This window comes from uncultured Maribacter sp. (assembly GCF_947495965.1).
Taxonomy (GTDB): Bacteria; Bacteroidota; Bacteroidia; order Flavobacteriales; family Flavobacteriaceae; genus Maribacter_B.
This window is the reverse complement of the sequence record NZ_CANMBB010000001.1, coordinates 517,256-544,119: the sequence shown is the minus strand read 5'-3', so window position 1 is coordinate 544,119 and position 26,864 is coordinate 517,256. Positions and strand designations below refer to the sequence as shown.

Genomic DNA, 26,864 nt, shown 5'->3' with positions numbered 1-26,864 from the left:
TTAATTTGTTTAGTAGTTAGGTAATGAAGAAGTAAATTTTTTAAGAGCTGTGAGTAATAGTAAATTCTTAATAAATATCAAATCCTCATTTTTCCTATGCAAAAATTGCTTTTTTGCTAATTTATGCTCGGTAAAATGTGGTCATTGTTAAGGATTTTTTAACATATGATCAAAACCCGTAAAGTGTGTGAGTTTCTAGTATTTTGGTCTTTTAATACCTATATATGACCGTTATTTACCTTTTTTTACTATATGTTCAGGTATTATCTAGTATACTCTAGAAAGCACAAAGGTTATTTTGGGTAATATGTTGTAAAATTTTTAAGGAAGATTTAGAAAACCTGTATTTTTTTGAATAAAACTCTTAAATATTAATTCTTTTAATTTTTCCAACTAAGAAGATAAAGGATAAAAGACCAACAAAAGTAAGGCAGGTTATAAAGAAAATAGCTGGTCTAAAATCTCCATTTTTGGCAAGATAACCTATAGCAATTGGAGTAATTACAGCAGAGGAAGAACCAATAAAGTTAAATGTGCCTCCTACAAGACCAATGAGTTTTTTTGGAGCCATTAAGGAAACAAAAACCCATGTTGTACTAGCAAATCCGTTTCCAAAAAAAGCAATAGTTAAAAAAAGAATTATAAAATTTGTATTGTCAGTATAATTAACTCCAATAATACAAGTAGAAAGTAGCATACCACATATAATTGGTAATTTTCTTGCTACTTCTTTCTTGTAACCTTTACGGATTAAAAAGTCGGATGTAAATCCAGATAGTATTACACCTACAAATGCAGCTAAAAAAGGTATAGAAGCCAAAAAACCAGATTCCAGAAAATCAATACCTCTATATTGTACTAAATATGTAGGGAACCAGGTTAAGAAGAATATTATAAGAGAACCAATACAAAATTGACCAATATAAAGTCCCCAAAGTTTTTTGTGTACAAAGGCATGTTTAATGTCTTTCCAAGAGAACTTTATAGCATCTTCACTCTCGTTGGTACTAATTGTATTTGGCTCGTCTTGACAAATATATTCTAATTCAGTTTTACTAATACTTTCGTGGTCTTTTGGATCTCTATAAAATTTGTACCATATATAGCTAAGTATAAGCCCTATAATTCCTGAGAAAATAAATAACCCTCTCCATCCTAAATAATATTGAACAGAAACTAAAAGAGGAGTTAAAAAAGCTAGTCCAACATATTGTCCAGAAGTATATATAGCTATTGCAGATGCTCTTTCTTTTTCTGGAAACCATTTGCTTGCTATGGCATTATTTGTTGGAAAGGATGGAGCCTGAAAAATACCACTACTAGCTCTTAAACCTGCTAATGCGGTAAAAGAATTTATAAACCCTTGTAATAAGCTAGAAATAGACCATAATATTAACATTATTGGATATAGAATTCTTGCTTTTATATTATCTACTAGGATGCCTCCTGGAATTTGAAAAATGGCATATGTCCATGCAAATGCAGAAAAAATATATCCCATTTGTATAGAGCTTAAACTCAAATCTTGGCTTAAAGCAAATGCTGCTACAGAAATGTTACTCCTGTCTATATAATTAATGACAACAGAAATAAATACTAAGGTTAATACATTAAAACGTTTTCTAATACTACCTGTTGAGTTTTTAGTATTCATTGCGTTAGATAACTTTTGGGTAAAGTTAAGATATGATAGTAAATTTTGAGTTATATTTTAGTTGAATTTGTTTTGAAATCCGTGTTGTCATCCCCATTTTTTTTGTATTTAGAAATATAAGATGAAGGGGATTGTCCAAACATTTTTCTAAAACATTTGCCAAAATAATTAGGATCGTTGAACCCAACTAAATAACTAATTTCAGAAATTGTATATTGGTTTTTTGCTAGCAACTGCGAAGCACGTTTAAGTTTAATCATTCTAATAAATTCATTTGGAGCATGGCCAGTTAAATTTTTTAGTTTTCTAAATAATGTAGACCTACTTAGGCTCATGTCTTCTGCTAATTGATCTACACCATAGGATTCATTCTGCATGTGCTCTTCTAAGAAAGACATAATTTTATTTAAAAATGTTTGTTCATTAGAATTTATACTAACATCTTCTAAAGTTAAAAGCTCTTGTGTTTTTAAATACCTGCCAATAGATGCTCTAGATTCTACTAATTTGTCTACTCTTAAACTTAAAAGTTCCATTTTAATAGGTTTAGAAATATAAGCATCTGCACCAGATTCAAACCCTTCCATCCTATTTTCTACAGTATTTAATGGTGATAAAAGTATAATGGGAATATGACTAGTTTTTGCATTATTCTTAAGTTGATAACATAAAGCTATACCGCTAGATTGTTCTGTAGATACGTCTCCAATTATAAGTTTAGGAATTTTTTCTAAGGCAAGGTTTAAGGCTTCTTTGCTATTTTTGGCCTCTAGAATGGAATATTTATTATGAAGACCTTTTTTTATTAGGCTTCTTGTTTTTTTAGAGTTATCATAAATTAATATCGTTGGCTTTGATTTTTCTATAACTAAACTAGAATTAATCTCGCCATTATATTTTATGTTATTGCTATTAGTTTCCGAGGTATTAGGGGTTTCTCCAGACACTAAATGCACATTTCCTAGTGGTATTTTTAATACGTAACTATTTTTAGTTTTAGAAGAAATAGTTCCATAATGTAGCTGTATTATTTTTTCTATAACTTTATACTTTGTATTTAAAAAATCTTCTGAACGGTTTAAAGTGTCTAAACCTGGTGTATCGTTTTCTGCCTCAAGTTTTATTAGAATATACTTACACTCTATTTCTCTATTTTTTCGGTTTATTTTAAGTAAGTCCGAAGGTATTTCTGTAGAAATTGTAATAGTACTTTCTTCTTGTGCATTTTGTATTAATTCATAAGTAATATCAGTAATTACTTTTTCAAACCTATCTCCATCAAACCAAACATCAGAGACTAATAATTTACTTTTGAATAATAAGAGTACATTTTTATTTTGAGCTATTATTTTGTGAGACTCAATACTATTTCTTATAAAATCTATAATATTTTCTTTTTCTAAAACAAGTTCAGATTCCCCAATTTCTATTTTTCTGTAGTCTGTTAATTCGTTAACAACACCAATGAGTTGTTTTACATTAGATTCAATAGATTTTAGTTTAGTTTCAATAAAAGCATCATTGGTTTTTAGTGCTAAAAGTTCCTCTAAAGGATTTAGAATATTTGTGAGTGGCGACTTAAAATCATGATTAATAGTTGTGAAAAAATGTAATTTTAATCGGTTAATTTCATTGGCAGCCTCTTGAACTTTAAATATGTTTTTTTCATTAATTCGTAACTGTTTATAATACCATGATATTAATAAGATACTTATAAAAAATGTACCAATAAATAGAAGAGGCCATGCTTTTTTACCATAAGGGGAATAAGTGCTAAAAGAAATAGGTTTTGGCACTGCATACCAAATATTCTTGGAGCTTTCTAAAGGATCTTTATTTATTTTTTTAGTGGTTAAAGAAGTAAAGTTTACATTGCTTTTTTTGTAAGTAAAAAAAGAGGATTTGTTCGTATTAAAAGAGTAATCTAATTTACTTTTAAGAGGACTATTAGTAACTAGTAAGTTTGTGTTGTTAAATTCTTTATTATTTAAAATTTGTTTTTGTTGAGCATGTAAAATAGAAGTGCAGCACAACATAACAAAAGCTAAAAAAGCTATTGTTTGTCTATAAAAACAACTGTATTTCTTATTTAAATTCCTCATTTATCTACATAATTTTTTTACAAAAACAAAAATAAGCGCTACCCACACTAATATAGTAATAATTAAGGGGATGTAGAGATTAAATCTATTGTTTTTTTAGTTTTTTTCAGTATTGTTTGATTAGTATGTATTTGGTTTTGGTCAATTTTTACCATTTACAATGAATTATATGTGCGTTCTTTATTTAAAGTCTAAAAAAATTAAGATTTGTTTAAAATAGAACTACTAAAATTAAGCCTTATACTAGGGCTAATAATACCATTACATTCCTGTAAAGAAAATGAACTTCCAAGTATAAAAGCTGATGACAAACTATTTGTTTTGTTAGATAAAGAGTACACGAATATTTCTTTTGAAAATACTCTTGTAGAAACTAGTGATGAAAATCACCTCACAAACGAGGATTTTGTTACAGGTGCAGGTGTTGCAATTGGTGATATTAATAATGACGGGTTGCCAGATATTTACTTTAGCGGTAATCAAGTAAATGATGAGCTGTATCTGAATAAAGGAAATTTTGTGTTTGAAAATATTTCCAAAAAAGCAGGACTTATAGAGGATAAAACATGGTCTACTGGAGTAACCTTTGGAGATGTTAATTCTGATGGTTATTTAGATATTTATGTTTGTAAAAATACACAAGGAAATAAAAAGCTTAGCGCAAACTATCTTTATATTAATAATGGTGATGCAACTTTTACAGAAAGTGCAAAGGTCTACAAAGTAGCTAATACAGGGTATTCTAAACAAGCTAATTTTTTTGACTACAACAAAGATGGTTACATAGATATTTATTTGGTAAATCAGCCTCCAGGTATAGGAAATAGAATAGGAGGAAAAGATAAATATAAAGACTCTAGATATAGCGATAAACTTTATAAAAATTTAGGTAAAACAAAAGGGTATATTGAGGTTTCTGCAGAAGCAGGAACAGAAAACATGGCTCATGGTTTATCTGCTGCAATTGGTGATATTAATAATGATGGTTGGCCAGATATTTATGTGGCAAATGACTATGATGCACCAGATTATATGTATTTAAATAATCAAAATGGAACTTTTCAAGAGATATTAAAAACATCTTTTAAACACATTTCTAATTTTAGTATGGGGAGTGATATTGCAGATTATGATAATGATGGTAATCTAGATATTATGGTTCTAGATATGGTAGCAGAAGACCACAAAAGAATTAAAACTAATATGGGCGGTATGCGTCCAGAAAATTTTTGGAAAATTGTAAAGGAGGGTGGTCATTACCAATACATGTTTAACACACTACAAAGAAATAATGGTAATGGAACTTTTAGTGATTTAGCACAAATGGCAGGAGTTTCTAATACAGATTGGAGTTGGGGGCCATTAATTGCAGATTATGATAATGATGGGTATAAAGACATATTTGTAACTAACGGAATTAAAAGAAATATGCGTAATAGCGATGTAAATTTAAAGTACAAAGTTATATTAGATAGCATAGAGGTAGAAGCTAAAAAACAGGGCAAAAAATTCCAAGAACTTGTTAATGTTTTAGAATTAGCACAAATGGCTCCTGAAGATAAAATAGATAATTTTATTTATAAAAATAATGGCGATTTTACATTTTCAAAAAAGACAAAAGATTGGGGTATTAATATACCAAGTTTATCTAATGGAGCTGCTTATGCAGATTTAGATAATGATGGCGATTTAGATTTAGTAGTAAGTAATATAAATCAAAAAGCATTTGTTTATAGAAATACTACAACGGAAAAGAATTTAAATAATTTTTTGCAACTAAAATTAATACCAAAAAAGAATACTAATTTATACTGTACACGAGTAAAACTATATAAAGATTCTAAAGTTTGGCAAATAATTGAAATGAGTAATACAAGAGGGTATATGTCTAAAAGCCAAGATATAGCTCATTTTGGTGTTGGAAAAAATAAAGAAATAGAAAAAATAATAGTTGAATGGCCAAACTGGGAAAAAACTATTTTAGAAAATGTAGATGTTAATCAACAATTAGAAATTGTACAAAGCAAAAGTGCTAAAATCATTGCAGAGACAAAAGAAGAACCAATAAAAGGACTCACTTTTAATACCATAGCAAAAGAACATGGAATTGAACATAAACATCAAGAAAATGAATACAATGATTATGATAAGCAAGTTTTACTGCCACATAAAATGTCTCAATTTGGACCTTCTATAGCGGTTGCAGATGTAAATAATGATTACCTAGAAGATTTTTATATTGGTGGCGCAGCAGAGAATGAAGGTACTTTATATATTCAGAATACAAATGGAACGTTTAAAAAAAGCACTTCTAAACCTTGGAGTATAGATAAAGCATCGGAAGATATGGGTTGTGTTTTTTTTGATGTTGATAATGATTCAGATATGGATTTATTTGTAGTCAGTGGTGGGAATGAATTTGCAGTAAACAGCAAAAAATTACAAGACCGTATTTATATTAATGATGGTAAAGGAAATTTTAAAAAAGATGTTAAAAGAGTTCCTCAAAATTTAATAAGTGGCTCTGTTGTATCTAAAGCAGATTATGATAATGATGGGGATATAGATTTGTTTATAGGAGGTAGGTTAGTGCCTGCAAAATATCCTTATCCAGCAAGCAGTATTCTTTTAGAAAATGTAAATGGTTATTTAAAAGATGTTACTATTACCAAAGCAAAAGATTTAAATAAAATAGGCATGGTAACTTCTAGTACTTGGGTAGATATAAATAAGGATAAAAAATTAGATTTAGTTGTAGTAGGAGAGTGGATGCCAATAGTAACTTTAATACAAAATGATACGGGAGAATTTGTTCAAAAAAAATATGAAGCTTTTAAAGATTTAGAAGGTTGGTATTATAAAGTTACTGCTGCAGATATGGATAATGATGGAGATAAGGATTTAGTTTTTGGAAACTTAGGTCTTAATTATAAATATAAAGCTTCTAAAAAAACTCCTTTTCAAGTGCATAGTTATGATTTTGATAAAAATAGCACAACAGATATTGTTTTAAGTTATTATGAAGAGGGGAATATTTACCCTATAAGGGGTAGGTCTTGCTCTATTGAACAAATTCCTTCTTTAGGAGAAAAATTCCCAACTTTTGAGTCTTTTGGAGAATCTACTTTAGAAGGTATTTATGGAGAAAACTTGAATAAAGCACTTCATTTAAAAGCAAAGAACTTTGCATCTATATATGCAGAAAACCTAAATGGAGAAAACTTTAGCATAACCCAATTGCCTATGCTAGCACAAATAGCAAGTGTTAATGCAATAGTGTTAGAAGATTTTAATAAAGATGGTAATAAAGATATTCTGTTGGCAGGAAATTTATTTACTTCTGAAATAGAAACTCCACGTAATGATTCTGGTATAGGACTTTATCTTCAAGGAAATGGTAAGGGAGAATTTATACCAATAAACGTTATTGAAAGCGGATTTTATACACCAAACGATGTCAAGGATATGAAAAAAATAAAAATAGGGTCAAAGAATGTAGTGTTGGTAGCAAATAATAATTACTATTTACAAGCATATACATATCCGTCTTTAGAATAATATTTTTGGATGGCTATGTATTTCCTGACCTATAACAACCCTTAATTGAACAATAGCTCTTTAGGTTTAAAGAATTACTTAAGTAGTTTTATAAACTACAGAATTTATAAAATTAGATTGGTAATTATGAATATAAAAAAGTTTAAACTTTGCAGAGTACCCGCAGTAGTGCTTTTTTTTCTTATATCTTTTTTTGCATACACACAGCAGTTTACAGAAGTAGAGTCTAGGGCATTATCCGAAATGAAAATAAATTATGGTAATGCTGTTGCCGATTATGATTTAGATGGAGATTTAGATGTTTTTATAGTTGCTTATAATTCTTTTGATGCAAATGATGAAACTACTTGGAGCCGTCTTTTAGAAAATATAAACGGAAGGTTAGAAGATGTTACTAAAGATGCGGGTTTTGGAATACAACATTCTAATGCAGAAAAGCAGGATTTGAAGTTAGGTGCTTCATGGGCAGATTATGATAATGATGGGTATCCAGATATTTTATTATCCCATCAAAATGGAACACAATTATACAAGAATATGGGAGATAAAACTTTTAAAGATGTAACCCAAGCAGCAAAAATAGAGCCTTGTTTAAGTTGTAATAATTCGGGTAGTTTATGGTGGGATTATGATAATGATGGGGATTTAGATTTATACCTCTTTTATTTAGAAGACGAAAATAGATTATTTAATAACCAGGCAGATGGTACTTTTGAAGAAATTATAGGTGCTTTAAATATAAATGATGGTAATAGAACATGGTCTTCTTTACCTATTGATGCGAACCATGATGGATGGTTAGATTTATATGTGGTGAATGACTTTGGATTGAGTAATTTTTATTTAAACCAAGAAGGCCAATCTTTTGTGAATGTTACAGATGCTTATAATTTAAGAAATACAGGTTGCGGAATGGGCTCTACAATTGGAGATTTTAATAACGATGGTTATTATGATATTTATGTTACCAACATAGCAGAATCTAAAAGTAATCCTTTGTTTATGGGAACAGCAGAAGGGCCTTTTGTAAATGTAACCAACCAAGAAGGTGTGGGTAATGGCCATTATGGTTGGGGAACTAGATTTTTAGATGCAGATAATGATGGAGACCAAGATTTATATGTTGTAAATGGAGAAGCAGATTTGCATTATGAGAATGTTTTTTTTAAAAACTTAAGAAAAGAAGGAGAACAAAAATTTACAGATTGGACAAATGAATCTGCCGCAAATGGAATACATAATGGAATGGGAGCAGAGGTTTTTGATTATGATGAGGATGGCGATTTAGATATTCTTGTTAGTAATACAAATAAAGCACCATACTTATATAAAAATACAACTGCAATTTCAGATGCATGGTTACAGGTTAACTTAGAAGGAATAACCTCTAATAAAAATGCTTTTGGAAGTAAACTCATTGCATATGTAGAAGGAGATTCTATACATAGATTATTACATGGGGCTACTATTATGGGGCAAAGTGTTAAACCAGCACATTTTGGATTAGGAAATGTAAATAAAATAGATAGTTTGTTTATTCAATGGCCCAATTCTATTCAAGAAAAAATATATGATATAGCAATAAATCAAAAGATAAAAATTGTTGAAAAACAAGGGATGCAAGAAGGAGACTTTTATAATTTAGAAGAGGAGGAGGCAACGCCAGAAATAGATTCTGTACTATTTGATGAAATACCTAATGATAAAGTTTTAGAGAAAGATTTAATAGTGCACCCAAATCCTTTTAAAGAACATATAACATTTAATTTTTTGAATAAAGAAACTGGAGTTCTGCGTCTTAGTATATATACAATAGTGGGAGCAAAAGTATTTAGCTTAGAACAAGAAATAGGGACTTCTAATGACTGGGTTTTACAATGGAATGGAGAAAGTAATAACGGTGTTAAATTAACTTCTGGGTTATATGTTTATAAAGTAAGTTTGGCAAATAAAAAATGGTCAGGAAAGCTTCTTTTAAATTAAAAAAACTTACTAACCATTTATCATTTGTGTGTAGCAAAGAAATACGTTCTCTACTAAGCTTTATTTTTTATAAAGTTCTTCTAGAGTCCAATAATCTTCTCGGTCTTTAATTTTATTTCTAACATTTGTTACTTGCCAAGCGCCAATAGGGGTAGCATTGTTAAGATGTTTTCTAATGTAAGTTAACACACCTGCAATCCATTCATCATCTTGGTGTTTCATGCCAACCATAACACCAGCATATTCTTTACCATCTAGAGGGCCTGTTAAACCATTTAGTAGAATCTTTGTAGTAATATCTCTAGAGCCAGTTACCCTTGGCGAACCTATTAAAGAAGGTGCTAAACCTTCTTTTCCTTCTCCATTTGTACCGTGGCATGCTACGCAAGTATTCTTAAAAGCAATATATCCTTTAATGATGTTATTTCTAACATTAGAATTTTCTAAAACATGTTTTTTCTTTATTAACTCAATTTCTTGAGGTACTTCTTTAATTCCCTCTGTGCCTACAATAGTTATTACCTCATTGTTTTTATGCATGTTCATAATTTCCTTAATACTAGCTTTTGCATCTTTGGATTTACTAGACCTTAAGGATAGTAGCAATTGAATAATAACATTTTTATCCTTATCACTTTTCATAGCATATACAGCATTCTTAATTTCAGTATTTCCATTTTTTAAAAACGATTCACTAATACGTAAAGCCGCGCGCCTTACTCTTGGGTCTTTATCTTTTAGTTTTTTTAGGACTAGATCCTGGGTAACAGCATCTAATCCATCTAGAGTCCATAAGCCATGTAACCTTTCTAATGCAGAAGAATTAGAATCTTTAGAGTTAAAAAAGGATTCATTATCTGTTGTTATTTCTTTAAGCTTAGAAATTATAGATTTATCATTTTTAAGAATAATTAATTTTTGCGCATTAATTCTATACCAACCATTAGGGTGTCCTAAATATGAAATTAATTCTTCAGGAGATTTTTGTAATAATTTTTCAGTTTTTACAGGTTCTATTTCATCATGCACTATTCTGTATATTCTCCCTTTTCCAATGTTTTTATCTAATTTTTTTCTTTCAACAACAGGTCTTAAAAAGCTTCCTTTTCTAACCCAATTACCCTCTTGAATTATACCACGGTACATATCTACTACATATAAACAACCATCTGGACCAGTATTTGTATGTACTGGTCTAAAATTAGCATCGGTAGAAGCCATGAACTCCGTTTCTTTATAGGTGTTTTTTAATACGTTTTTTCCGTTTATATTTTGGACAGTTGCTCTACGTATTAGCCTTCCAACTGGTTCTGGAATAAATAAATCTCCATATGCAGGTAGTTTATCTCCTAGAAATATGGATTGTCCACAACTGGCGGTAAAATGATTAAGTGTCCCATCTTCACGTAGTCTTTTTAAACCACCTTGAACATCTGGAGTTCCTATAACGGGCCAAACTTTTTCAAAACCTTCTTCCCAATTATTCTCAACTTCTAAATTTCCATAAAAAGGGTGTTGTTGGTATCCTAAAGCAGGTGTTTCTCCACCTGCACTAGAGTAGAATAGTTGTCCGTTTTCATCTTGGGTTAAACCCCATTGTCCGTTAGGAGCATCAGCAAGAGTATCTATTTCTATTTTACCACGAGTAAACCTGTACCGCAAAGAATTTTTTGAGAGATATAACCAGTTGTCTATACTCCAAATCATGCTTGCAGACTGGTGTTCTAAATTAGAATTGTCTCTTTTTTTATTTTCTAGTAGTAATATTTTTTCATCGGCTATTAAGTCTCCATCAGTATCTCTATAACTCCATATATTACGATTGTAGGTTTCGCCTACAATTACTCTATCATCAAGAGGTAATATAATTCTTGGTAGTATTAAGCTATCTATAAACACAGTGCTTTTATCCATTTTTCCATCACCATCTATATCTTCTAATACAGAAATTCTACTCCAAGGTTCTTGTTGGTTTGTACCGTCTATATCTTGCATGTATGTTAGCATTTCTGCAACATATAACCTGCCGTTCGCATCCCAAGCTGTGGCAACGGGCTCATTAATCATAGGTTCGCTAGCTACTAATTCTACATGGTATCCTTCGGGTAAAAACATGGTTTTCATACTTTCTTCAGGAGATAGGAATTGTACAGCAGGATCTTTTACTATTTCAGGCTTTTTGTAAATAACATCGGTATATGTTTTCTTTTCCTCTTTGCAGCTATTAAAAAAAATAAGAAAACTTAGTAAAATTGTAAAAAATGTTGCTTTGTATAACATATTGTAAAAAAAATAGCACTTTAGAATTATTTCTAAAGTGCTGGCAATTTATAGTAATCTATTTATTTTGTTTGTTATTAATGTTCTTTTGAATAGAACAAATGTTTTTCTAATGAAAATTTTATCCTATACCATTACTGTAAGCAATAATTATAATACCTACAACCATACAAGTTAACCCAATGTATAGGAAATTTTTAGCTTTAGACGAAGCTTTAACCCACTCTTTTGTAACTAAACCACTAACAATAGCGGTTACTACACATGCAGTGTTAAAGATTGCATAACCAACCGTTCCTCCTAATTCTTTACCTAGCTTAAAACCTGCGTAAGCAAATACTACGGATGCTGCAAAGTTAAACACTCCCATTACAGTAGTAAGCATTATATTTTTTCCTAAATGAGGTGTTTTAAATTTTCCCCATAATTTTTTAGCTGTTAATTGTTGTGCAAAATAAATAGCTATAGCTACGCCACCTGCCATATAAATAACATACATAACTGCTATGGCACTTTTCCATGGCGCATTACCTTGTGCTTGAGATGCTGTATCAATTATTTCTCCACCAGCTGCATATGCATAACTAAAACCTGTAGCTAGTAATCCACCAACAATTGCAATTAAAATTCCAGTGATTACTGATCCACTTTTCGTTGTTTCGGATTCATTATTAGCTTCTTCATCTTTTTGTCTTATAATACCAGCTTTACCATTAGCCATTACACCTACAAGAACAACTGCTAAACCTGCCAAAATTGTTAAAAATACATTTGTTTTGGGTAATCCTACCTGAATAAATGGTAATAGAGAACCTACCAAGATAATAGTACCTATAAAAATGGAAAATCCAAGGGAAAGACCAATATGGTTAATAGCTTTTCCCCACATCATAGCACCAATTCCCCAAAGTATACTACAAATAATCATGGTTATTAAAGCGCTACTAGGAATTGCAGCTAAGACATCCGAAAAACCGTCGATTAATAAAAATGCAGCAACATTAGGAACTACAAACGTATTAATCGCAAAGAACATGCTCCACGTATTTTCAAATTCAAAATCTTTAGTAAATTTTTCTGGTAAGGCATAAAGCCCTAATAGTAAGCCTGCAAGTATTGCTAATAAAACACCTATTATCATAATTATTTAGTTTTAGTTATTAATTGGTTTATTACCATCCAAATTTGAAAATGGTAGTACTTTTAAATTCTTCTCCAGCTTTGGTAATAGTTCCAGGTGAGTTTTCTATATTCGGACCATTTTGGTAACGATGCGTTTCGCAACAAAAACCTCTGTATTTACCATATTGTTCTCCGTTTTCTCTCTTTATTTCATCGGATGTATATTTTCCAGTATAAAGTAACATACATGGTTCGGAACTTAATACAGTTAATGACCTTCCTGAAGTTTTAGATTTAATAGTAGCAACTTCTTGTAAATCAAAATTTGGATTATCAAAAACATAAAAATGCTCAAAACCATCATTCATGGCTTCGTGAACATCTCCAATTTTTTTGCCTTTTGTTAAGTCATCGGCTTTATTAGTAACATCTTCAATTTCACCAGTACCTGCGCCAGTATTATCCATTACTTGTTTTTTGTGGGTGTTTACTTGCGCTATATGATTTTCAATAGTATTAGAAAAAGCATCTAAATTAAAATAGGTATGGTTTGTTAGGGATAAAGGAGTGTCTTGGTCTGGTGTTGCAGAATAATCTATTCTTAAAGCGTTTTCTTCTGTTAATGTAAATGTTACAGAAACCGCTACATTTCCAGGGAAACCTTCCTCTAGATCTTTACTGTAAAGTGTCATTTTTAGGACACTATCATTAGTTTGTTCTGCTTTCCATATTTTTTTGTCAAAACCAGTTACGCCGCCGTGAAGATTGTTTTCTCCACAGTTTTTATTTAAAGTATATTCTTTATCGTTAATACTAAACTTGGAGTCTTTTATTTGAGAACAATATCTGCCAATAGTTCCTCCAAAATAAGGAGAGTTTTCTACATAAGTTTTTTCAAAATAACCATCTAGAGTATCAAAACCACAAGCAATATTTTCTATAATACCTTTAGAATTTGGTACTTTTATAGTGGTTATTGTAGCGCCATAATTTGTAATTTGCACTTCAACTCCGTTACTATTTGTTATAGTAAATAAATCTATTTTGTTAGAATTGAGAACACCAAATTCTGTTTTTTTAATACTCATAGGATTGTTGTTTAATTATAGATTTTATTTTTCTTCAAAAGGACTTAATTTATCCCAATTAAAAATTACACCTGTACCAGGATAATCTGGAGCAACTGCTCTATGATTTTCTACTACTAATGGTCTGGTTGTATATTGATCAATAGGGAAACTATGCACTTCTAACCAACCAGAGTTTGGTTGTGAAGACACTAAACTTACGTGTAGTTCTTGCATACCATGAGAACAAGCTGGTATGTTATGTTTATCAGCTAATCTTGCAGCAGCTAACCATCCTGTAACTCCACCACAATTTGAGGCGTCTGGTTGTATAAAAGATAACTTGGATTGCTCCATTGCATATTCAAATTCATGAATAGTGTGTAGATTTTCTCCCATAGCTAGTGGAAAACCTGTTTTCTCTACTATTTCTCCAAAACCTTTGTAGTTATCAGGAATTATAGGCTCTTCAAACCATGTAATGTTATATTCTTTAAAACCTTCTATGGCTTTAATGGCTTTTTCTACAGTCATTGAATAATTAGCATCTACCATAAAAGTAACATCTGGGCCAATGTACTCTCTAACTGCCTTTATACGCTCTAAATCTTCCTCTAGGTTTTCTCTTCCTATTTTTATTTTTACGGCATTAAATCCACTTTCTAGATAACCTTTCATGTTATTTAAAAGCTTTTCTATTGGAAACATTAAATCTATCCCCCCACAGTAAGCTTTACAAGTGTTATCTGTGCCTCCTGCAACTTTCCATAATGGTTGCCCTAATTTTTTACAGCGAATATCCCAAAGGGCAATGTCTACTGCAGAGATTGCAAAAGAAGCAATACCACCACGGCCTACATAGTGTACGTGCCATTCTAGGAAGTCATAAATACCCTCAATATCTGTTCCATCTTTACTTATTAAAGCATCCCTAAAATCATGCTCTACCATTGCTTTTATAGAGAAGCCTCCTTTACCACCAGTATAGGTGTATCCAGTACCTTCACTACCGTCTTCTAAAGTAATTGTAACGGTAACTAACTCAAAATGGTAGTGGTCACCGTGTTTAGCATCAGACATTACCTCAGGTAATGGAACTGTAAATAAGCGTGTTTTTATGTTCGAAATTTTTGTGCTCATCTTCTCTAAATATATTAATTAAAGGCAGTTTGTATTACAATTACAAACTGCCTTTAAATTGTATTATGCTTTATGTCTTACGTAAAAAGTTTTCTTCTCCATGTATTGTTCAAAACCATATTTACCATCTTCCCCACCAGAACCAGAAAGTTTATAGCCATTATGGAAACCTTGGTGTTGCTCTCCATGACCTCTATTTACATAGATTTCTCCGTATTCTAGTTCGTCATTACATTTCATGATAGTATTCATGTCATTTGTAAATACCATTGCAGCTAAACCATACTCACAATCATTAGCATACCCAATAACCTCTTCAAAAGTTTTGAATTTTAGCACTGGTAATATTGGGCCAAAAGATTCTTCATGAACAATAGTCATTTCTTGTGTTACATTGGTAAGCACTGTAGGCTCAAACCAGAATCCTTTTTCGAAACCAGCTCCTTCAGGGCGTTTACCACCTGCAGCAATTGTAGCTCCTTCTTTTACAGAAACTTCTACTAAGTGCTCCATGTGTTTTAGTTCTGAACCGTTTACTTTAGGTCCCATATCTGTTTCTTCTAACATTGGGTCTCCAACTTTTATTTCGGCTACTTTAGCAAGGAATTTTTTCATGAAAGTATCATAAATACCTTCGTGAATATACATACGTTCGTTGCATGTACAAACTTGTCCACAGTTATCAAAACGAGAGTGCAGGGCTGCATCTACTGCAGCATCAATATCAGCGTCTTCAAAAACAATAAATGGAGCTTTACCGCCTAATTCTAATTGTACGTGTGTTAGATTTTGAGCAGCATTACGAGCAATTTGTTGTCCTACAGGAGTAGAACCTGTCATAGTAACCATTTTACAAATAGGGCTTTCAACTAACGCGTTCCCCATAGCTCTACCAGGGCCTGTTAAAATGTTTATTACCCCAGCAGGAATACCAACTTTGTTAGCCAAATTACCTAACTCTAAAGTTGCTAAAGGAGTTTCAGATGTTGGTTTAATTACAATAGAGTTACCAGCAACTAAAGCAGGTCCTAATTTACGACCAGCTAGAGCAAATGGGAAGTTCCAAGCTGTAATTGCAACAACAACCCCTCTTGGTACTTTCTGAATCCATATTTGTTCATTAGGATTATCTGAAGGAATAATATCTCCCTCAATTCTTCTTGCTCCTTCACATGCATATCTTATAAAAGATGCACCTACAGCTACTTCAAAACGAGCTACTTTTAAAAGTTTTCCTTGTTCTTTTACTAATAATTGAGCAAGCTCCTCGTTGTTAGCATCTATTTCATCTGCTAACTTATACAACAACTCTGCACGGGTTCTTGCAGGTAACTTTTTCCATTCTTTCTGAGCTTTATCAGCAGCTTCTAATGTTTGTAATGCTTCTTCTGCAGTACCGTTTTGAACTCTCGCCACTACTTCTTCTGTAGAAGGGCTAATAATATCAATAGTTTCTCCAGAGGTAGATTTTACCCACTCTCCATTGATGAATAATTTGTACTCTTTAATTTCTGACATTTTGATAGTTTTTATTTTATTTTTTCTTTTCTGAAATTGTCCATTCTCGTAGCAGCCTTACCTTCAAATTTTCTTTCGAGTTGCCAAAGAGGTCTTTCTAATGTTAGTTCCCATTGAAATAACATCTTATACATCTCTTTTACTTTTTCTGGATTTTGAGAAGCTAAATCGTTTACTTCTGAGATGTCTTGCTCAATATTGTATAATTCTGCAGGTCTGTCAGGAAATCTAATTAACTTATAATCTCCATGACGTATAGCGCCTCTATTTTCTTTTTTCCAATATAAAGTTTCATGGGGCTTTTCTTCATTACCTTTTTCTAAGTACGGTAATAAATTAACGCCATCTAAATCTTTAATAGCACTAACATCACCGCCTGCTACAGAAACAAAAGTTGGCAATAAGTCTAGAGTAGAGATTGGGTTATTATAGGTTGTTCCTTTTTTTAATTTTCCTTTCCACGACATTAAAAAGGGAATTCTAATTCCACCTTCTAGGTGGTTAGCTTTTGTTCCACTTAATGGATGGTTATTAGATTCATTTGAATCTGACGGGCCGCCATTGTCATTTCCAAAAACAATTAGCGTGTTTTTTTCTATGCCTAAATCTTTTATTTTTTGAAGTACTTGTCCGCATGCTCGATCTAAACCTATTGTCATAGCTGCAAGTGTTCTTCGTTTTCCTGTTAAGTGAGGGGGTATTTTTTTTAAATCGTCTTCTCTGGCCTCCATAGGAGTGTGCACAGCATTAAAAGATAAATACACGAAAAACGGATTATCTTTATTACGTTCCATGAAGTTCATTGTTTCTTTTGCCAAAGCATCTGTTAAATACAATTCACTTTCTTTGAACTCTTCAAAACCTCTTTCTAATCGGTCTTCTTTTCTTTGTTTTTTGCTGTCTTTTGTAATTTCGTAATAACTACGAGCACCACCTCTAAAGCCATAAAACTCATCGAAACCTCTTTTTGTTGGGTGAAAACGGTCTGTATTTCCCATGTGCCATTTTCCAAAAACAGCTGTTTTGTATCCTAATTTATGAAGATAATCTGCTATCGTTTTTTGATTTAATGGTAATCCCATTTCATCGCCTTGTAGACCTGAAGGACTCATTATACCTGGCACGTTATTTTCTTCGTAACCAAATTTTTGTTGGTACTTTCCAGTTAAAAGCCCAGCTCTTGATGGTCCGCATACTGCAGCAGAAACATATGCTTGTGTAAATTTAACACCACTTTTAGCTAAGGTATCTAAATTAGGAGTTTTAAAGTCTTTACTCCCTTGAAATCCAAAATCTGCATAACCAGCATCATCAGACAAGATGAAAACAATATTAGGCTGTTCTTGACCATAAATAGTGGAAGAAAAGCTAATAAAAAATAAGCCTATGAAAACAATTATTTGTTTCCAAATAGACTTTATTTCTTGTTTTTTTGTTTTCATCTTAGTTTGATAATGTGAATAATAGTTGAGAGTTTACTTATCTACCCATCCAACCGCCATCTACTAGCGTAATAGAACCGTGCATGTAGTCTGAAGCTTTAGAGCTTAGGAATACAACTGGACCAGCAAAATCTGCTGGTTCTCCCCAACGACCTGCAGGGATACGAGCTAGAATAGAATCTGCTCTTTCTGGGTTATTACGTAATGCTTCTGTATTGTCTGTTGCTATATAGCCTGGAGCTATACCATTTACATTTACTCCTTTACCAGCCCATTCGTTAGCAAAAGCCATAATCATTTGCCCAATGGCTCCTTTACTAGCTGCATAACCTGGCACAGTGATACCACCTTGATAGGTTAGTAGAGACGCTGTAAATACTATTTTTCCTGAACCGCGAGCAATCATGTCTTTACCTATTTCTCTAGTTAAAATAAATTGTGCATTTTGGTTTACTTCAATAACCTTGTCCCACATATCATCTGGGTGTTCTGCAGCCGGAGTTCTAAGAATAGTTCCTGCGTTATTTATTAAAATATCTATTTGAGAATGATTTGCCTTTACTTCTTTTATAAAAGCGTAAAGTGATTTTCTATCTGAAAAATCGCATTGGTATGCTGTAAATTTTTTGCCCCTAGCAACAACTTCTTTTTCAATAGAACTACCTTGTAATTCTAAGGTTGCGGAAACACCAATAATATCTGCTCCAGCTTCTGCTAGAGCTATTGCCATTCCTTTTCCTATTCCTCTTTTGCAACCAGTTACAATGGCTACTTTACCTTCTAGACTAAAACTATTTAAAATACTCATTTCTTATGATGCTATTTGCCTTTTACTTTAAGCAATTGGCTTGTTTGTTATTTTATAATTGACAATCCATTAAGACTTTTAATCCATCAGGATTTTTATCTATATTTTCAAAAACTTGTTGAATGTTAGATAATGGTTGTACATCTGTAATCATTTCTTCAAACGGCAACTCATTTGCTGTAATTAATGCAATAGATTTTTCATAATCTTCTTTCTCATATACACGAGCACCTATTAATTTTAATTCTTTCCAAAAGAATTTAAAAAGATCTATTGGCTTCTTTTCTCCGTGAATAGCTACCATTAAAATGCGCCCTCTTATACCTGCAACTTCTGTCATTACGTCAAGTGCTGGTTGTACACCTGCAACTTCAAAAACAACATCAGCTTTTCTACCTTCTGTTTTTCCGTGAACATATTCCACTAAATCAACCTCTATAGGGCTAACTGCATCAAAGCCTAATTCTTTAGCTTTTGCAATACGTATTGGGTTTACTTCAGATATAATTACTTGTGCGCCAACTTCTTTAGCAACCATTGCTACTAATAAGCCAATTGGGCCACCACCTAAAACAACAGCAGTTTCACCTGACACTAAACCGCTTAAGCGAACATCATGTGTTGCTACAGATAAAGGTTCTATTAATGCTGCCAATTTTAAATCTGTATTTTCCTTTAATTTGTGTAAAGTAAAAGCAGGAACATTCCAATATTGTTGCATAGAACCAGGGCTGTCTATTCCTATAAAATTTAATTCTTCACAGATGTGATTAAATCCTTTGTCTGATGGTTTTACTTTAGTGTCATCTAACGGGCGCACTACCACTTTGTCTCCTTCAGAAAATCCAGATACACCAGCGCCTACTGCATCTATGGTTCCAGACATTTCATGACCAATAGTTTGCGGCATTGCTACTCTTTTATCCATCATACCATGATAAATATGTACATCGGTACCACATACTCCTGAATAGGCTACTTTTATACGTACTTCTCCTTCTTTTGGAGCTTCTTTTTCCGTTTCTACTACACTAAAGGTTTTGTTTCCTTCGTATCTTGTCGCTTTCATTTATTTAGGTTTCAAATAATAAACTAGTTTCTCATTTGAAACAAATATACAATTTTTATCGTATACTATTTGTTAAAATATAGCCGTAAATAATTAAAGTTGTAGTAGTTGTAACTAAAAGACAATCAGTCTAAAGTAGCTTTTATGACGAAAAAGTTTTCTAGGATTGTAGAAAGCCTAGTTTCGCAGAAATTTCTAAGGCGTATTTTGCAATTATTTCTCCTTTTTCATGAAATTGTTCATGGGGTAATCTACCATGTGGCGCAGTAATCCATAAAGCTGCAACCGGACGGCCGTATTCATTAAAAATGGGCGCGCCTACACAGTGAATTCCTCGTATATCTTCTCCATTATCTATGGCGTAGCCTAACTTTTTTATTTCTTTAAGTTGTTCTCTAAATTCTTTTTTAGAGGTAATAGTGTTTTTTGTATACTCTGTTAGCGTAATTTTTTTTAATATTTCGTTTGTTTCTTCATTTGGTAAAAACGCTAAAATACTTTTTCCGCCAACAGAACTATGAATATTAAATTGTGTGCCTTGTTCTACAAAAAGTTTTACTGGGTAAGAAGATGCAACTTGTTCTAAAATAGAGCCTTTGGTGCCCAATAAAACACCCAGCATAACAGATTCTTTTAATTCATCTCTCAATGCTCGCATTACATCTATAGACATTTCTACAATGCTTTGTTCATTCATAGAAGATATTCCAAGACTAAGCATTTTTCTAGAGAGTGTAATTTTTTTTGTTGTCTCGTTTTTTTGAAGGTAATTTTTAAAGATTAGCGTACTTATAACTCTAAAAGCTGTTGTTTTTGTTAAGGATAGTGTTTCGGTTATTTCTGATAGGGTTAGGCCGCTTTTTTTTGTTGCCAGTAGTTCTATTACTAATAAGCCTCTTTCTAAATTAGGAACGTTATAGGCTGTTTTTAAATCGGCTTTTGGCTTATTCATGTGCTATTGAGTGATAATCTATTATATGGCAATTTATAAAAAAAGGCGACAATCCTATAATTGTCGCCTTTTTTAAGATTCGTTTTTTAATTTTATTTACTCTTTTTAACCCCTTTGGCTACGTGTTTTGTTTTCCTTGCAGATGTGTAACTCATAATGCTTTGGTAGTCACTATTGTTGTATATATGAGATAAGCCCCAACGTAATATCTCTGTTGGTTCTTTTTCATTGTCTGCATCTCTATTAAGTCCAATCGCATGAGCGTTAACTCCTGGTATAACAGACATAATTTCAAAATTTATACCATCCTTAGCCCATTGTATTGTATTTTTTTCTGGACCATCTGTTGTAATTAATGCTGCAATCCCATCATTGTATGGCCAAACACAAATTTCATGACCACTATTACTTATTGGATTGTAAGGGGATTTAATGTAAGGCCCTTCTGGTTTATCTGCAATAGCTACACCATGACGAATTTGTCTACCACCAAATGTAATTTGTTCTCCCATTTGTTCCCCTTTGTAGTAAAGATAGAATTTTCCTTTGTATGGAATAATACATGGATCATGAACTTTATGACTATCAAAATCTCCTTTCTTTTCAACAGCAAATCTATCCTGCTCTTCTCCTTTCCAAATTCCGTTGTCAGCAGGACTTAAAATAGGTTCTTTGCTTTTTGTCCAAGGACCGTTTGGAGAATCTGACCAAGCTAAGCCTATTTGGTTTTTTACCCTTACATTATACGGAGATTTTACCGTTTGGTAGCATAGGTAATACTTATTTTCGTGTTTCATGATTTCTACTGTAAATACAGATCGGTCATCATATTCTCCTTTTTTACCTCTAGCGACAGCTAAACCTTCTTCTTTCCATGTTTCGCCATCTTCTGAGGTTGCATACCAAATATCGCAACGATCCCATGGGAAAACTTTTTCCTTTTCAATATCGCCACCGAAACCTTGGGAAGGGCCTGTGCTTTTAGAATACCATACGTAGTATTTGCCATTTTCTTTAATCATAGCACTTGGGTCTCTACGCACCACACCTTCTTCATATGCTAAATCTCCTTTTAAAGGCTTTAAAGGGCCAAATTGAATAAACCATTCATTGCCTAGATCCATAGGCCATTTTAAAGCTCTTTTAGAAGCTGCACTAAGATGGTTTACATCTGTAATGCCTAAATGGTCTATCTGGGCTTCAGATATTTCTACTGAATCTTCCTTTTGATTTTTTTCGTTGGTGTTCATATTAGTGTTAGAATTACATGAAGCTAATAATGCAATCGAAGATAGGTAAATAAATATTTTGGTTTTTAAAATCATTTTTAATTATTATTTAATTGATATGGATATTGATTCGCTTTTTAGGTTAGTAGAATTTGCTGTTATTGTTACTTCTCCTGGGATATTTTTTATAGATTGAACAATTAATAAGCATCTACCATTATCTGTTTTAATTGTATTGGAATTAAAGTCTTGAACATTTGTAATGGCCCCATTGTCCACGCCTAATATCTTTATTTCCCCTTTACTTTCAAAATTAATTGTACGATTTTCAGTTTTTACAGGGTTTCCATTGTCGTCTATTAATTGAGCAACAATATGAGAAACATCGTATCCATCTGCAGATAGAATTTTTTTGTCTACTGTAAGTTTTATAGAATTAGGTTTGTTTGTAGTAACTACCTTTGTTTCTATAATTTTTCCATCTTTTTTTCCTTTAGCAGTTAGTTTTCCTTCTTTAAAAGGAACTACCCATTTGTAAATATGGTCTTCAAAATCTTTTAGTTTTTTTGTTCCTAAAGATTTTTCATTTAAAAACAACTCTACTTCATCGCAATTAGAATATACTTCTATAGCAATTTTTTCTTCATCGTTATAGTTCCAGTGTTCGTTTACATTTTGCCATACCCATAGGGCGTGTTTCCAGTTGCCTTTTTTCTTTTCTACGACCTCTCCTGTAGCTTTGTCTATTTTGTAAATAGATTTTTCAATATTTTGTGTGGTAATATGTACGTGCGGATCATTATTCCATAGTGTTTTATACATATGGTATGAACCTCTTTCAAAACCTGCTAAATCTAGTAAACCTGAGTTAGTCCCCTTTTTTGGCCAATGGCCATTAGATTCTCCTAAATAGTCTATACCAGTCCATAGAAAAGTGCCAGAAATATGCGGTCTCTCCATTATAGCTTTCCACTCATGCCATTGTGGTAAGTTTTCAGTGCCCATTATTGGTTTATCTGGGTAATTTTCATGACCATAATCATACAATACTCTTCTGTAACTATACCCAACAATATCTAAAGCATCTGCATAACCAGATAAATGGCTGGCAGAAGGTAAAATGCAGTTTGCTACAATGTATCTTGTTGTGTCTAACTCTCTAGTCCAATTGGCTAATTTTTGTGCAGTTTTGCCAATGTCATATTTTCCTCTAGGAAGTGTTTCTAGCTGATTTTTAATTTTCTCAGGAGAAAAAGGCGGTGGTGACCAAAAGTAATTTCCTTGCCAGTCCATATTGTCAAAGAAACCTGTTGCATCTGCATTTCTAGAGTAGGTCCATTCAATTTCATTTCCAATACTCCACTGAATAATACTTGGGTGGTTTCTATGCGCCAACATTGAATTTTTTAAATCTCTTTCTGCCCAGTTTTGGAAATATCTAACATAGCCTTGTGTTATAGAATCTACTTTAGTTTCCCATTTGTTTAGTCTTTTATCCTTAGGATTATCCCACTCATCAAAAAACTCATCCTGTACTAAGAAGCCCATTTCATCACACAAATCTAAAAATTCTTGAGAAGCAGGATTGTGAGATATTCTTATAGCATTACAGCCAGCTTCTCTAAGCTTAGTTAGTCTTCTTTTCCAAACTCCTTTTGGAACAGCTGCGCCAACTAATCCGCCATCATGATGTAAACAAACTCCTTTAATTTTCATGTTTGTGTCATTTAAGAAAAACCCAGTGTCTTTATCAAATTTTATTTTGCGAACGCCAAATGTAGTTTCATCAGAATCTATTTTAGTTGTGCCAACTACAATTGAAGTTATTGCTTTATACAAATTTGGATTTTTAATATCCCATAGGTCTGGGTTTTTTATTAAAATCTCATTTTTTATTACTTTTTCTTCTCCTTTTGCTACAGTAATATCAGTGATGGATGAAGCTATTAATGCGTTACTGTTATTAAATATCTCTGTTCTTAATTTTATTGTTTTATCTTTTTTGTATTCATTTTTTAATTTCGTTTCTACTAAAACGGTAGCATTTTCTTTGGAAACATTTGGGGTAGTTATAAAAGTTCCCCATATAGGAATATGTAATTTGTCTTTAATAACAAGTTTTACATTTCTGTATATTCCAGAACCTGTATACCAGCGGCTATCTGCATACCTTGTTCTATCTACTTTTACATTTATAGTATTTTTCTCTTTGTTAAGATGTGGAGTTATGTCATAAAAGAAAGGAGAATAGCCGTATGGATGAAATCCTAGTTCTTTATTATTTATACTAAAGGTTGCGTTGTTGTATACACCGTCAAATAAGATATATGCTTTTTTGTTTTCAAGGAGATTAAGACTAAAATCTTTTTTGTAGTAGCCTATGCCTCCTGGTAAATATCCTGTAGCACCTTCTCCATTAATAGAGTCAAAAGAAAATTCTCTGCTCCAATCATGAGGTAAAGTAATTTTTTTCCAATCATTATTTTTAGGACTAGTATTATCTAATTTAAATTCCCAGTCAAAATTAAAATCAGTTGTATTACTAAGAGTATCAATTTTTTTTGATGAGCAACTAGCAATTGTAATGGCAATTATTATTATTGTAAAAATTCGTGTAACTATTTTAATCATTTTATATACCTAATGGTTTATGTTAAGAAATTTTATATGGCGCTAATGTTTTTATACTAATTGGTATTTAACTATATAGTAATCATTTGTAAAATTTAAATACTAATCAGTATAAAAATAAAGAAATAGGAGTGATTAATGCTTGAGTATGATATTTGTAATGTGTGCGCTTTAGTTTTCGCAAATATGAATATATATGGTGAAAAATATATGAATTTGCTACTAGATAAAAACTCAACATTTTATAAAAATCCTCAATTTTAATGAGATATAACTGAACAAATATTATATTGGATTATAATATGTTGCATTTTGGATGTTTAGTAGCAACTATTTGTGAGTTTAGTTTTTTTTGGAATAAATAATATAACAAATTGTTGAGCTATGTGTGTAGGGTTAAAATATGTGAAAGTAATTAGTCATAATTTTTTTACTGTAAATTCTTTATGTTGCATTTTTTTTGCGGTATTTTTTAGTTCATATACTAAGGCTCAAAAGCCTTTTAGTATTAACAAGTATGTTGATAAAGCGAGGTTGTTTAGTGCAGAAAAATCGGAAGACGCTTTTTTTCACTTAAATGAAGGAATTACATATTATTCCGCAGAAAAAGATACTGTAAACCTTGTGTATACAATTTGTGAATTGTCTTATTATTATGGCCATAATTTAGATTACGGTAATGCTTATGAAGGGTATTGGAAGGCATTAATTTTAGCAGATAAGTCTAACAACGAAAAGTTGAAACCAAAAATTTATCAAGGATTAGGTTGGCTATATTTATTCTTTAGAAGAGATGAAGAGGCTTTAAAATATTTTGAACTTGCATTGTCCTTAAATAAACAATTACTTAAAGAAAAAAAGATACATGAGAGTTTATTGCTTAGTGAGTATTTTGCTTTAATAAATTATTATAGAACTAGGAATGATTTAAAGAAAGCTTCTGAATATTTAGATAGAGCTAAGGCTTTGCAAAATAGGCTGGGAACTGGTAGTTTTTATTTAGTTTCAGAATTGGGTTACGTTAAAGGTTTTTCTGGGGAATATGAAAAAGGAATAGCGCTTTTAGATGAGGCTTCCGATTATTTTAAAGAAAATAATCCATCTTACATGATTATAATAAATTATTTATATGGTCAGGTACATGAGAAAAATGGCAATTTAGATAAAAGCATTGAAGCGTATAAAAATACCTTGGCTTTGACAAATGATTATAAACGACATTCAAATTATATTTTAAAAGGGAATGAATCTTTAGCAAATATATATTCTAAACAACAAGAATATGAAAAAGCGTATTATCATAGAAACATTGCTGCCAAAGTAAATGAAAAAATATTTGGAAGAACAAGTGAACATAATAACCACCTTTTTGAGATAAATGATAAATATAGGCTTCAAAAGGAAAATGAAAAAGCTCTACAAAAAGAGAGGCAAATTGAAAAGTTAGAAGACGAAAAAAGAATTGGATTTTTGCAGAACATTTTAATGGGAGTTGTAGTACTTTTTATATTACTATACAGTATTCTATTCTTTAGAAATTTGCGAAGAAAACATAAGCTAGAAAAAGAAACTTTATTGGAGAAAAGACGTTTAGAAAAACAAAAGACCAAGGAGGTAATGGAGCTCAAGAATAGAGAACTTACAGCTTCTGCGTTGCAATTAATAGAGAAAGAGGAGTTTATTATAAAGTTAAAGCAAAGTATTTCTAAAAGTGATACTATTGATGTTAGAACAATAAATAGGATGCTTAAAGGTATTCAGAGCTCTCCAGGAAGCAATTGGAAAGAGTTTGAAGCAAGATTTACTTCTATAAATCAAAGTTTTTATAAAAAAATTAGAGATAAATTCCCAGATTTGGGCCAAACAGACCTTAAACTTTGCGCTTTAGTTAAATTAGATTTCTCTAGTAAAGAAATGTCTTCTTTATTAGGTATTACTATTGAAAGTGTCCATACTTCTAGACATAGATTAAGAAAAAAACTACAATTGAAAAGAGGGGAGAACCTAGTAGATTTTATTGCAACCTTCTAGAATTCTTGTCAATAATCATTTATTACTAAAACCTGAACAGGTTTATATCAATTATTCTACATTTTTAAGTAAAATTTAGGTGTAAGTTTTACTGCTTCCACAACAAAATATACACTTTAATGGTGTATGACTATTTTTTTGTCGAATGTTCTAAATTTTGTCAAGTTCAGTTATTTTGTTTTGATTTTACTTGACAAATGGTCGAAAATATCTAAAATGTTAAGTTTTGGTTAAGTGTTAAATGCTTCATAAAAATAATGTAATTCCTAATTTAGCAT

Annotated in this window: 16 protein-coding genes; 3 read left to right on the top strand and 13 right to left on the bottom strand. The window is 31.7% G+C overall.

Features of this window, described 5'->3' with window-relative positions; all coding sequences use genetic code 11:
• Nucleotides 1-364: 364 nt before the first annotated feature.
• Together Q0820_RS02180 and Q0820_RS02175 are read right to left on the bottom strand one after the other, a co-directional pair.
• Nucleotides 365-1,654 (bottom strand): MFS transporter, encoded by a 1,290-nt coding sequence (locus tag Q0820_RS02180; RefSeq protein ID WP_298484675.1) that lies wholly within the window; start codon nucleotides 1,652-1,654, stop codon nucleotides 365-367.
• A 50-nt stretch (nucleotides 1,655-1,704) separates the two neighbouring features.
• Nucleotides 1,705-3,756 (bottom strand): helix-turn-helix domain-containing protein, encoded by a 2,052-nt coding sequence (locus tag Q0820_RS02175; protein WP_298484674.1) that lies wholly within the window; start codon nucleotides 3,754-3,756, stop codon nucleotides 1,705-1,707.
• Between the two features lie 207 nt (nucleotides 3,757-3,963).
• Between Q0820_RS02175 and Q0820_RS02170 the strand changes: the two genes are divergently transcribed.
• Together Q0820_RS02170 and Q0820_RS02165 are read left to right on the top strand one after the other, a co-directional pair.
• Nucleotides 3,964-7,314: a VCBS repeat-containing protein gene (locus tag Q0820_RS02170; RefSeq protein WP_298484672.1), complete on the top strand. Its 3,351-nt coding sequence runs from the start codon at nucleotides 3,964-3,966 to the stop codon at nucleotides 7,312-7,314.
• Nucleotides 7,315-7,440: 126 nt separating this feature from the next.
• Nucleotides 7,441-9,297, top strand: a complete 1,857-nt coding sequence (locus Q0820_RS02165; RefSeq protein WP_298484670.1) for an FG-GAP-like repeat-containing protein — start codon at nucleotides 7,441-7,443, stop codon at nucleotides 9,295-9,297.
• A 60-nt stretch (nucleotides 9,298-9,357) separates the two neighbouring features.
• Here the strand turns inward: Q0820_RS02165 and Q0820_RS02160 are convergent, their stop codons facing one another.
• The 11 genes from Q0820_RS02160 to Q0820_RS02110 form a co-directional block, all read right to left on the bottom strand.
• Nucleotides 9,358-11,577 (bottom strand): c-type cytochrome, encoded by a 2,220-nt coding sequence (locus Q0820_RS02160; RefSeq protein ID WP_298484667.1) that lies wholly within the window; start codon nucleotides 11,575-11,577, stop codon nucleotides 9,358-9,360.
• A 121-nt stretch (nucleotides 11,578-11,698) separates the two neighbouring features.
• On the bottom strand, nucleotides 11,699-12,718 hold the full coding sequence (locus Q0820_RS02155; protein WP_298484665.1) for an L-rhamnose/proton symporter RhaT: 1,020 nt from the start codon (nucleotides 12,716-12,718) through the stop codon (nucleotides 11,699-11,701).
• Between the two features lie 31 nt (nucleotides 12,719-12,749).
• On the bottom strand, nucleotides 12,750-13,787 hold the full coding sequence (locus Q0820_RS02150; protein ID WP_298484663.1) for an aldose epimerase family protein: 1,038 nt from the start codon (nucleotides 13,785-13,787) through the stop codon (nucleotides 12,750-12,752).
• Nucleotides 13,788-13,811: 24 nt separating this feature from the next.
• On the bottom strand, nucleotides 13,812-14,906 hold the full coding sequence (locus tag Q0820_RS02145; RefSeq protein ID WP_298484661.1) for a mandelate racemase/muconate lactonizing enzyme family protein: 1,095 nt from the start codon (nucleotides 14,904-14,906) through the stop codon (nucleotides 13,812-13,814).
• Nucleotides 14,907-14,969: 63 nt separating this feature from the next.
• Nucleotides 14,970-16,424 (bottom strand): aldehyde dehydrogenase, encoded by a 1,455-nt coding sequence (gene aldA / locus Q0820_RS02140; RefSeq protein WP_298484660.1) that lies wholly within the window; start codon nucleotides 16,422-16,424, stop codon nucleotides 14,970-14,972.
• Between the two features lie 11 nt (nucleotides 16,425-16,435).
• Entirely contained in the window at nucleotides 16,436-17,866 is a 1,431-nt protein-coding gene (locus Q0820_RS02135) for a sulfatase (protein ID WP_298484659.1), read from the bottom strand.
• 37 nt (nucleotides 17,867-17,903) lie between these two features.
• Nucleotides 17,904-18,668 carry an SDR family NAD(P)-dependent oxidoreductase gene (locus tag Q0820_RS02130; RefSeq protein WP_298485439.1) on the bottom strand — a complete coding sequence of 255 codons (765 nt, stop codon included), beginning with the start codon at nucleotides 18,666-18,668 and terminating at the stop codon, nucleotides 17,904-17,906.
• 58 nt (nucleotides 18,669-18,726) lie between these two features.
• Complete coding sequence (locus tag Q0820_RS02125) at nucleotides 18,727-19,743, bottom strand: alcohol dehydrogenase catalytic domain-containing protein (protein WP_298484658.1); 1,017 nt, start codon at nucleotides 19,741-19,743, stop codon at nucleotides 18,727-18,729.
• A 160-nt stretch (nucleotides 19,744-19,903) separates the two neighbouring features.
• Nucleotides 19,904-20,695, bottom strand: coding sequence for an IclR family transcriptional regulator (locus Q0820_RS02120; RefSeq protein ID WP_298484656.1), 792 nt, complete (start codon nucleotides 20,693-20,695; stop codon nucleotides 19,904-19,906).
• A 92-nt stretch (nucleotides 20,696-20,787) separates the two neighbouring features.
• Nucleotides 20,788-21,945: a family 43 glycosylhydrolase gene (locus tag Q0820_RS02115; protein WP_298484654.1), complete on the bottom strand. Its 1,158-nt coding sequence runs from the start codon at nucleotides 21,943-21,945 to the stop codon at nucleotides 20,788-20,790.
• Nucleotides 21,946-22,029: 84 nt separating this feature from the next.
• On the bottom strand, nucleotides 22,030-24,555 hold the full coding sequence (locus Q0820_RS02110; RefSeq protein ID WP_298484652.1) for a glycoside hydrolase family 2 TIM barrel-domain containing protein: 2,526 nt from the start codon (nucleotides 24,553-24,555) through the stop codon (nucleotides 22,030-22,032).
• A 405-nt stretch (nucleotides 24,556-24,960) separates the two neighbouring features.
• Here Q0820_RS02110 and Q0820_RS02105 point away from each other — a divergent pair, with 405 nt between their 5' ends.
• Entirely contained in the window at nucleotides 24,961-26,586 is a 1,626-nt protein-coding gene (locus Q0820_RS02105) for a hypothetical protein (RefSeq protein WP_298484651.1), read from the top strand.
• The last annotated feature ends 278 nt before the right edge of the window (nucleotides 26,587-26,864 follow it).

What these genes read in the sequence shown, in the direction of transcription:
- Q0820_RS02180 (WP_298484675.1), bottom strand. Translation starts at nt 1,654, where the DNA reads ATGAATACTAAAAACTCAACAGGTAGTATTAGAAAACGTTTTAATGTA.
- Q0820_RS02175 (WP_298484674.1), bottom strand. Translation starts at nt 3,756, where the DNA reads ATGAGGAATTTAAATAAGAAATACAGTTGTTTTTATAGACAAACAATA.
- Q0820_RS02165 (WP_298484670.1), top strand. Translation starts at nt 7,441, where the DNA reads ATGAATATAAAAAAGTTTAAACTTTGCAGAGTACCCGCAGTAGTGCTT.
- Q0820_RS02160 (WP_298484667.1), bottom strand. Translation starts at nt 11,577, where the DNA reads ATGTTATACAAAGCAACATTTTTTACAATTTTACTAAGTTTTCTTATT.
- Q0820_RS02155 (WP_298484665.1), bottom strand. Translation starts at nt 12,718, where the DNA reads ATGATAATAGGTGTTTTATTAGCAATACTTGCAGGCTTACTATTAGGG.
- Q0820_RS02150 (WP_298484663.1), bottom strand. Translation starts at nt 13,787, where the DNA reads ATGAGTATTAAAAAAACAGAATTTGGTGTTCTCAATTCTAACAAAATA.
- Q0820_RS02145 (WP_298484661.1), bottom strand. Translation starts at nt 14,906, where the DNA reads ATGAGCACAAAAATTTCGAACATAAAAACACGCTTATTTACAGTTCCA.
- aldA (WP_298484660.1), bottom strand. Translation starts at nt 16,424, where the DNA reads ATGTCAGAAATTAAAGAGTACAAATTATTCATCAATGGAGAGTGGGTA.
- Q0820_RS02135 (WP_298484659.1), bottom strand. Translation starts at nt 17,866, where the DNA reads ATGAAAACAAAAAAACAAGAAATAAAGTCTATTTGGAAACAAATAATT.
- Q0820_RS02125 (WP_298484658.1), bottom strand. Translation starts at nt 19,743, where the DNA reads ATGAAAGCGACAAGATACGAAGGAAACAAAACCTTTAGTGTAGTAGAA.
- Q0820_RS02120 (WP_298484656.1), bottom strand. Translation starts at nt 20,695, where the DNA reads ATGAATAAGCCAAAAGCCGATTTAAAAACAGCCTATAACGTTCCTAAT.
- Q0820_RS02115 (WP_298484654.1), bottom strand. Translation starts at nt 21,945, where the DNA reads ATGAACACCAACGAAAAAAATCAAAAGGAAGATTCAGTAGAAATATCT.
- Q0820_RS02110 (WP_298484652.1), bottom strand. Translation starts at nt 24,555, where the DNA reads ATGATTAAAATAGTTACACGAATTTTTACAATAATAATAATTGCCATT.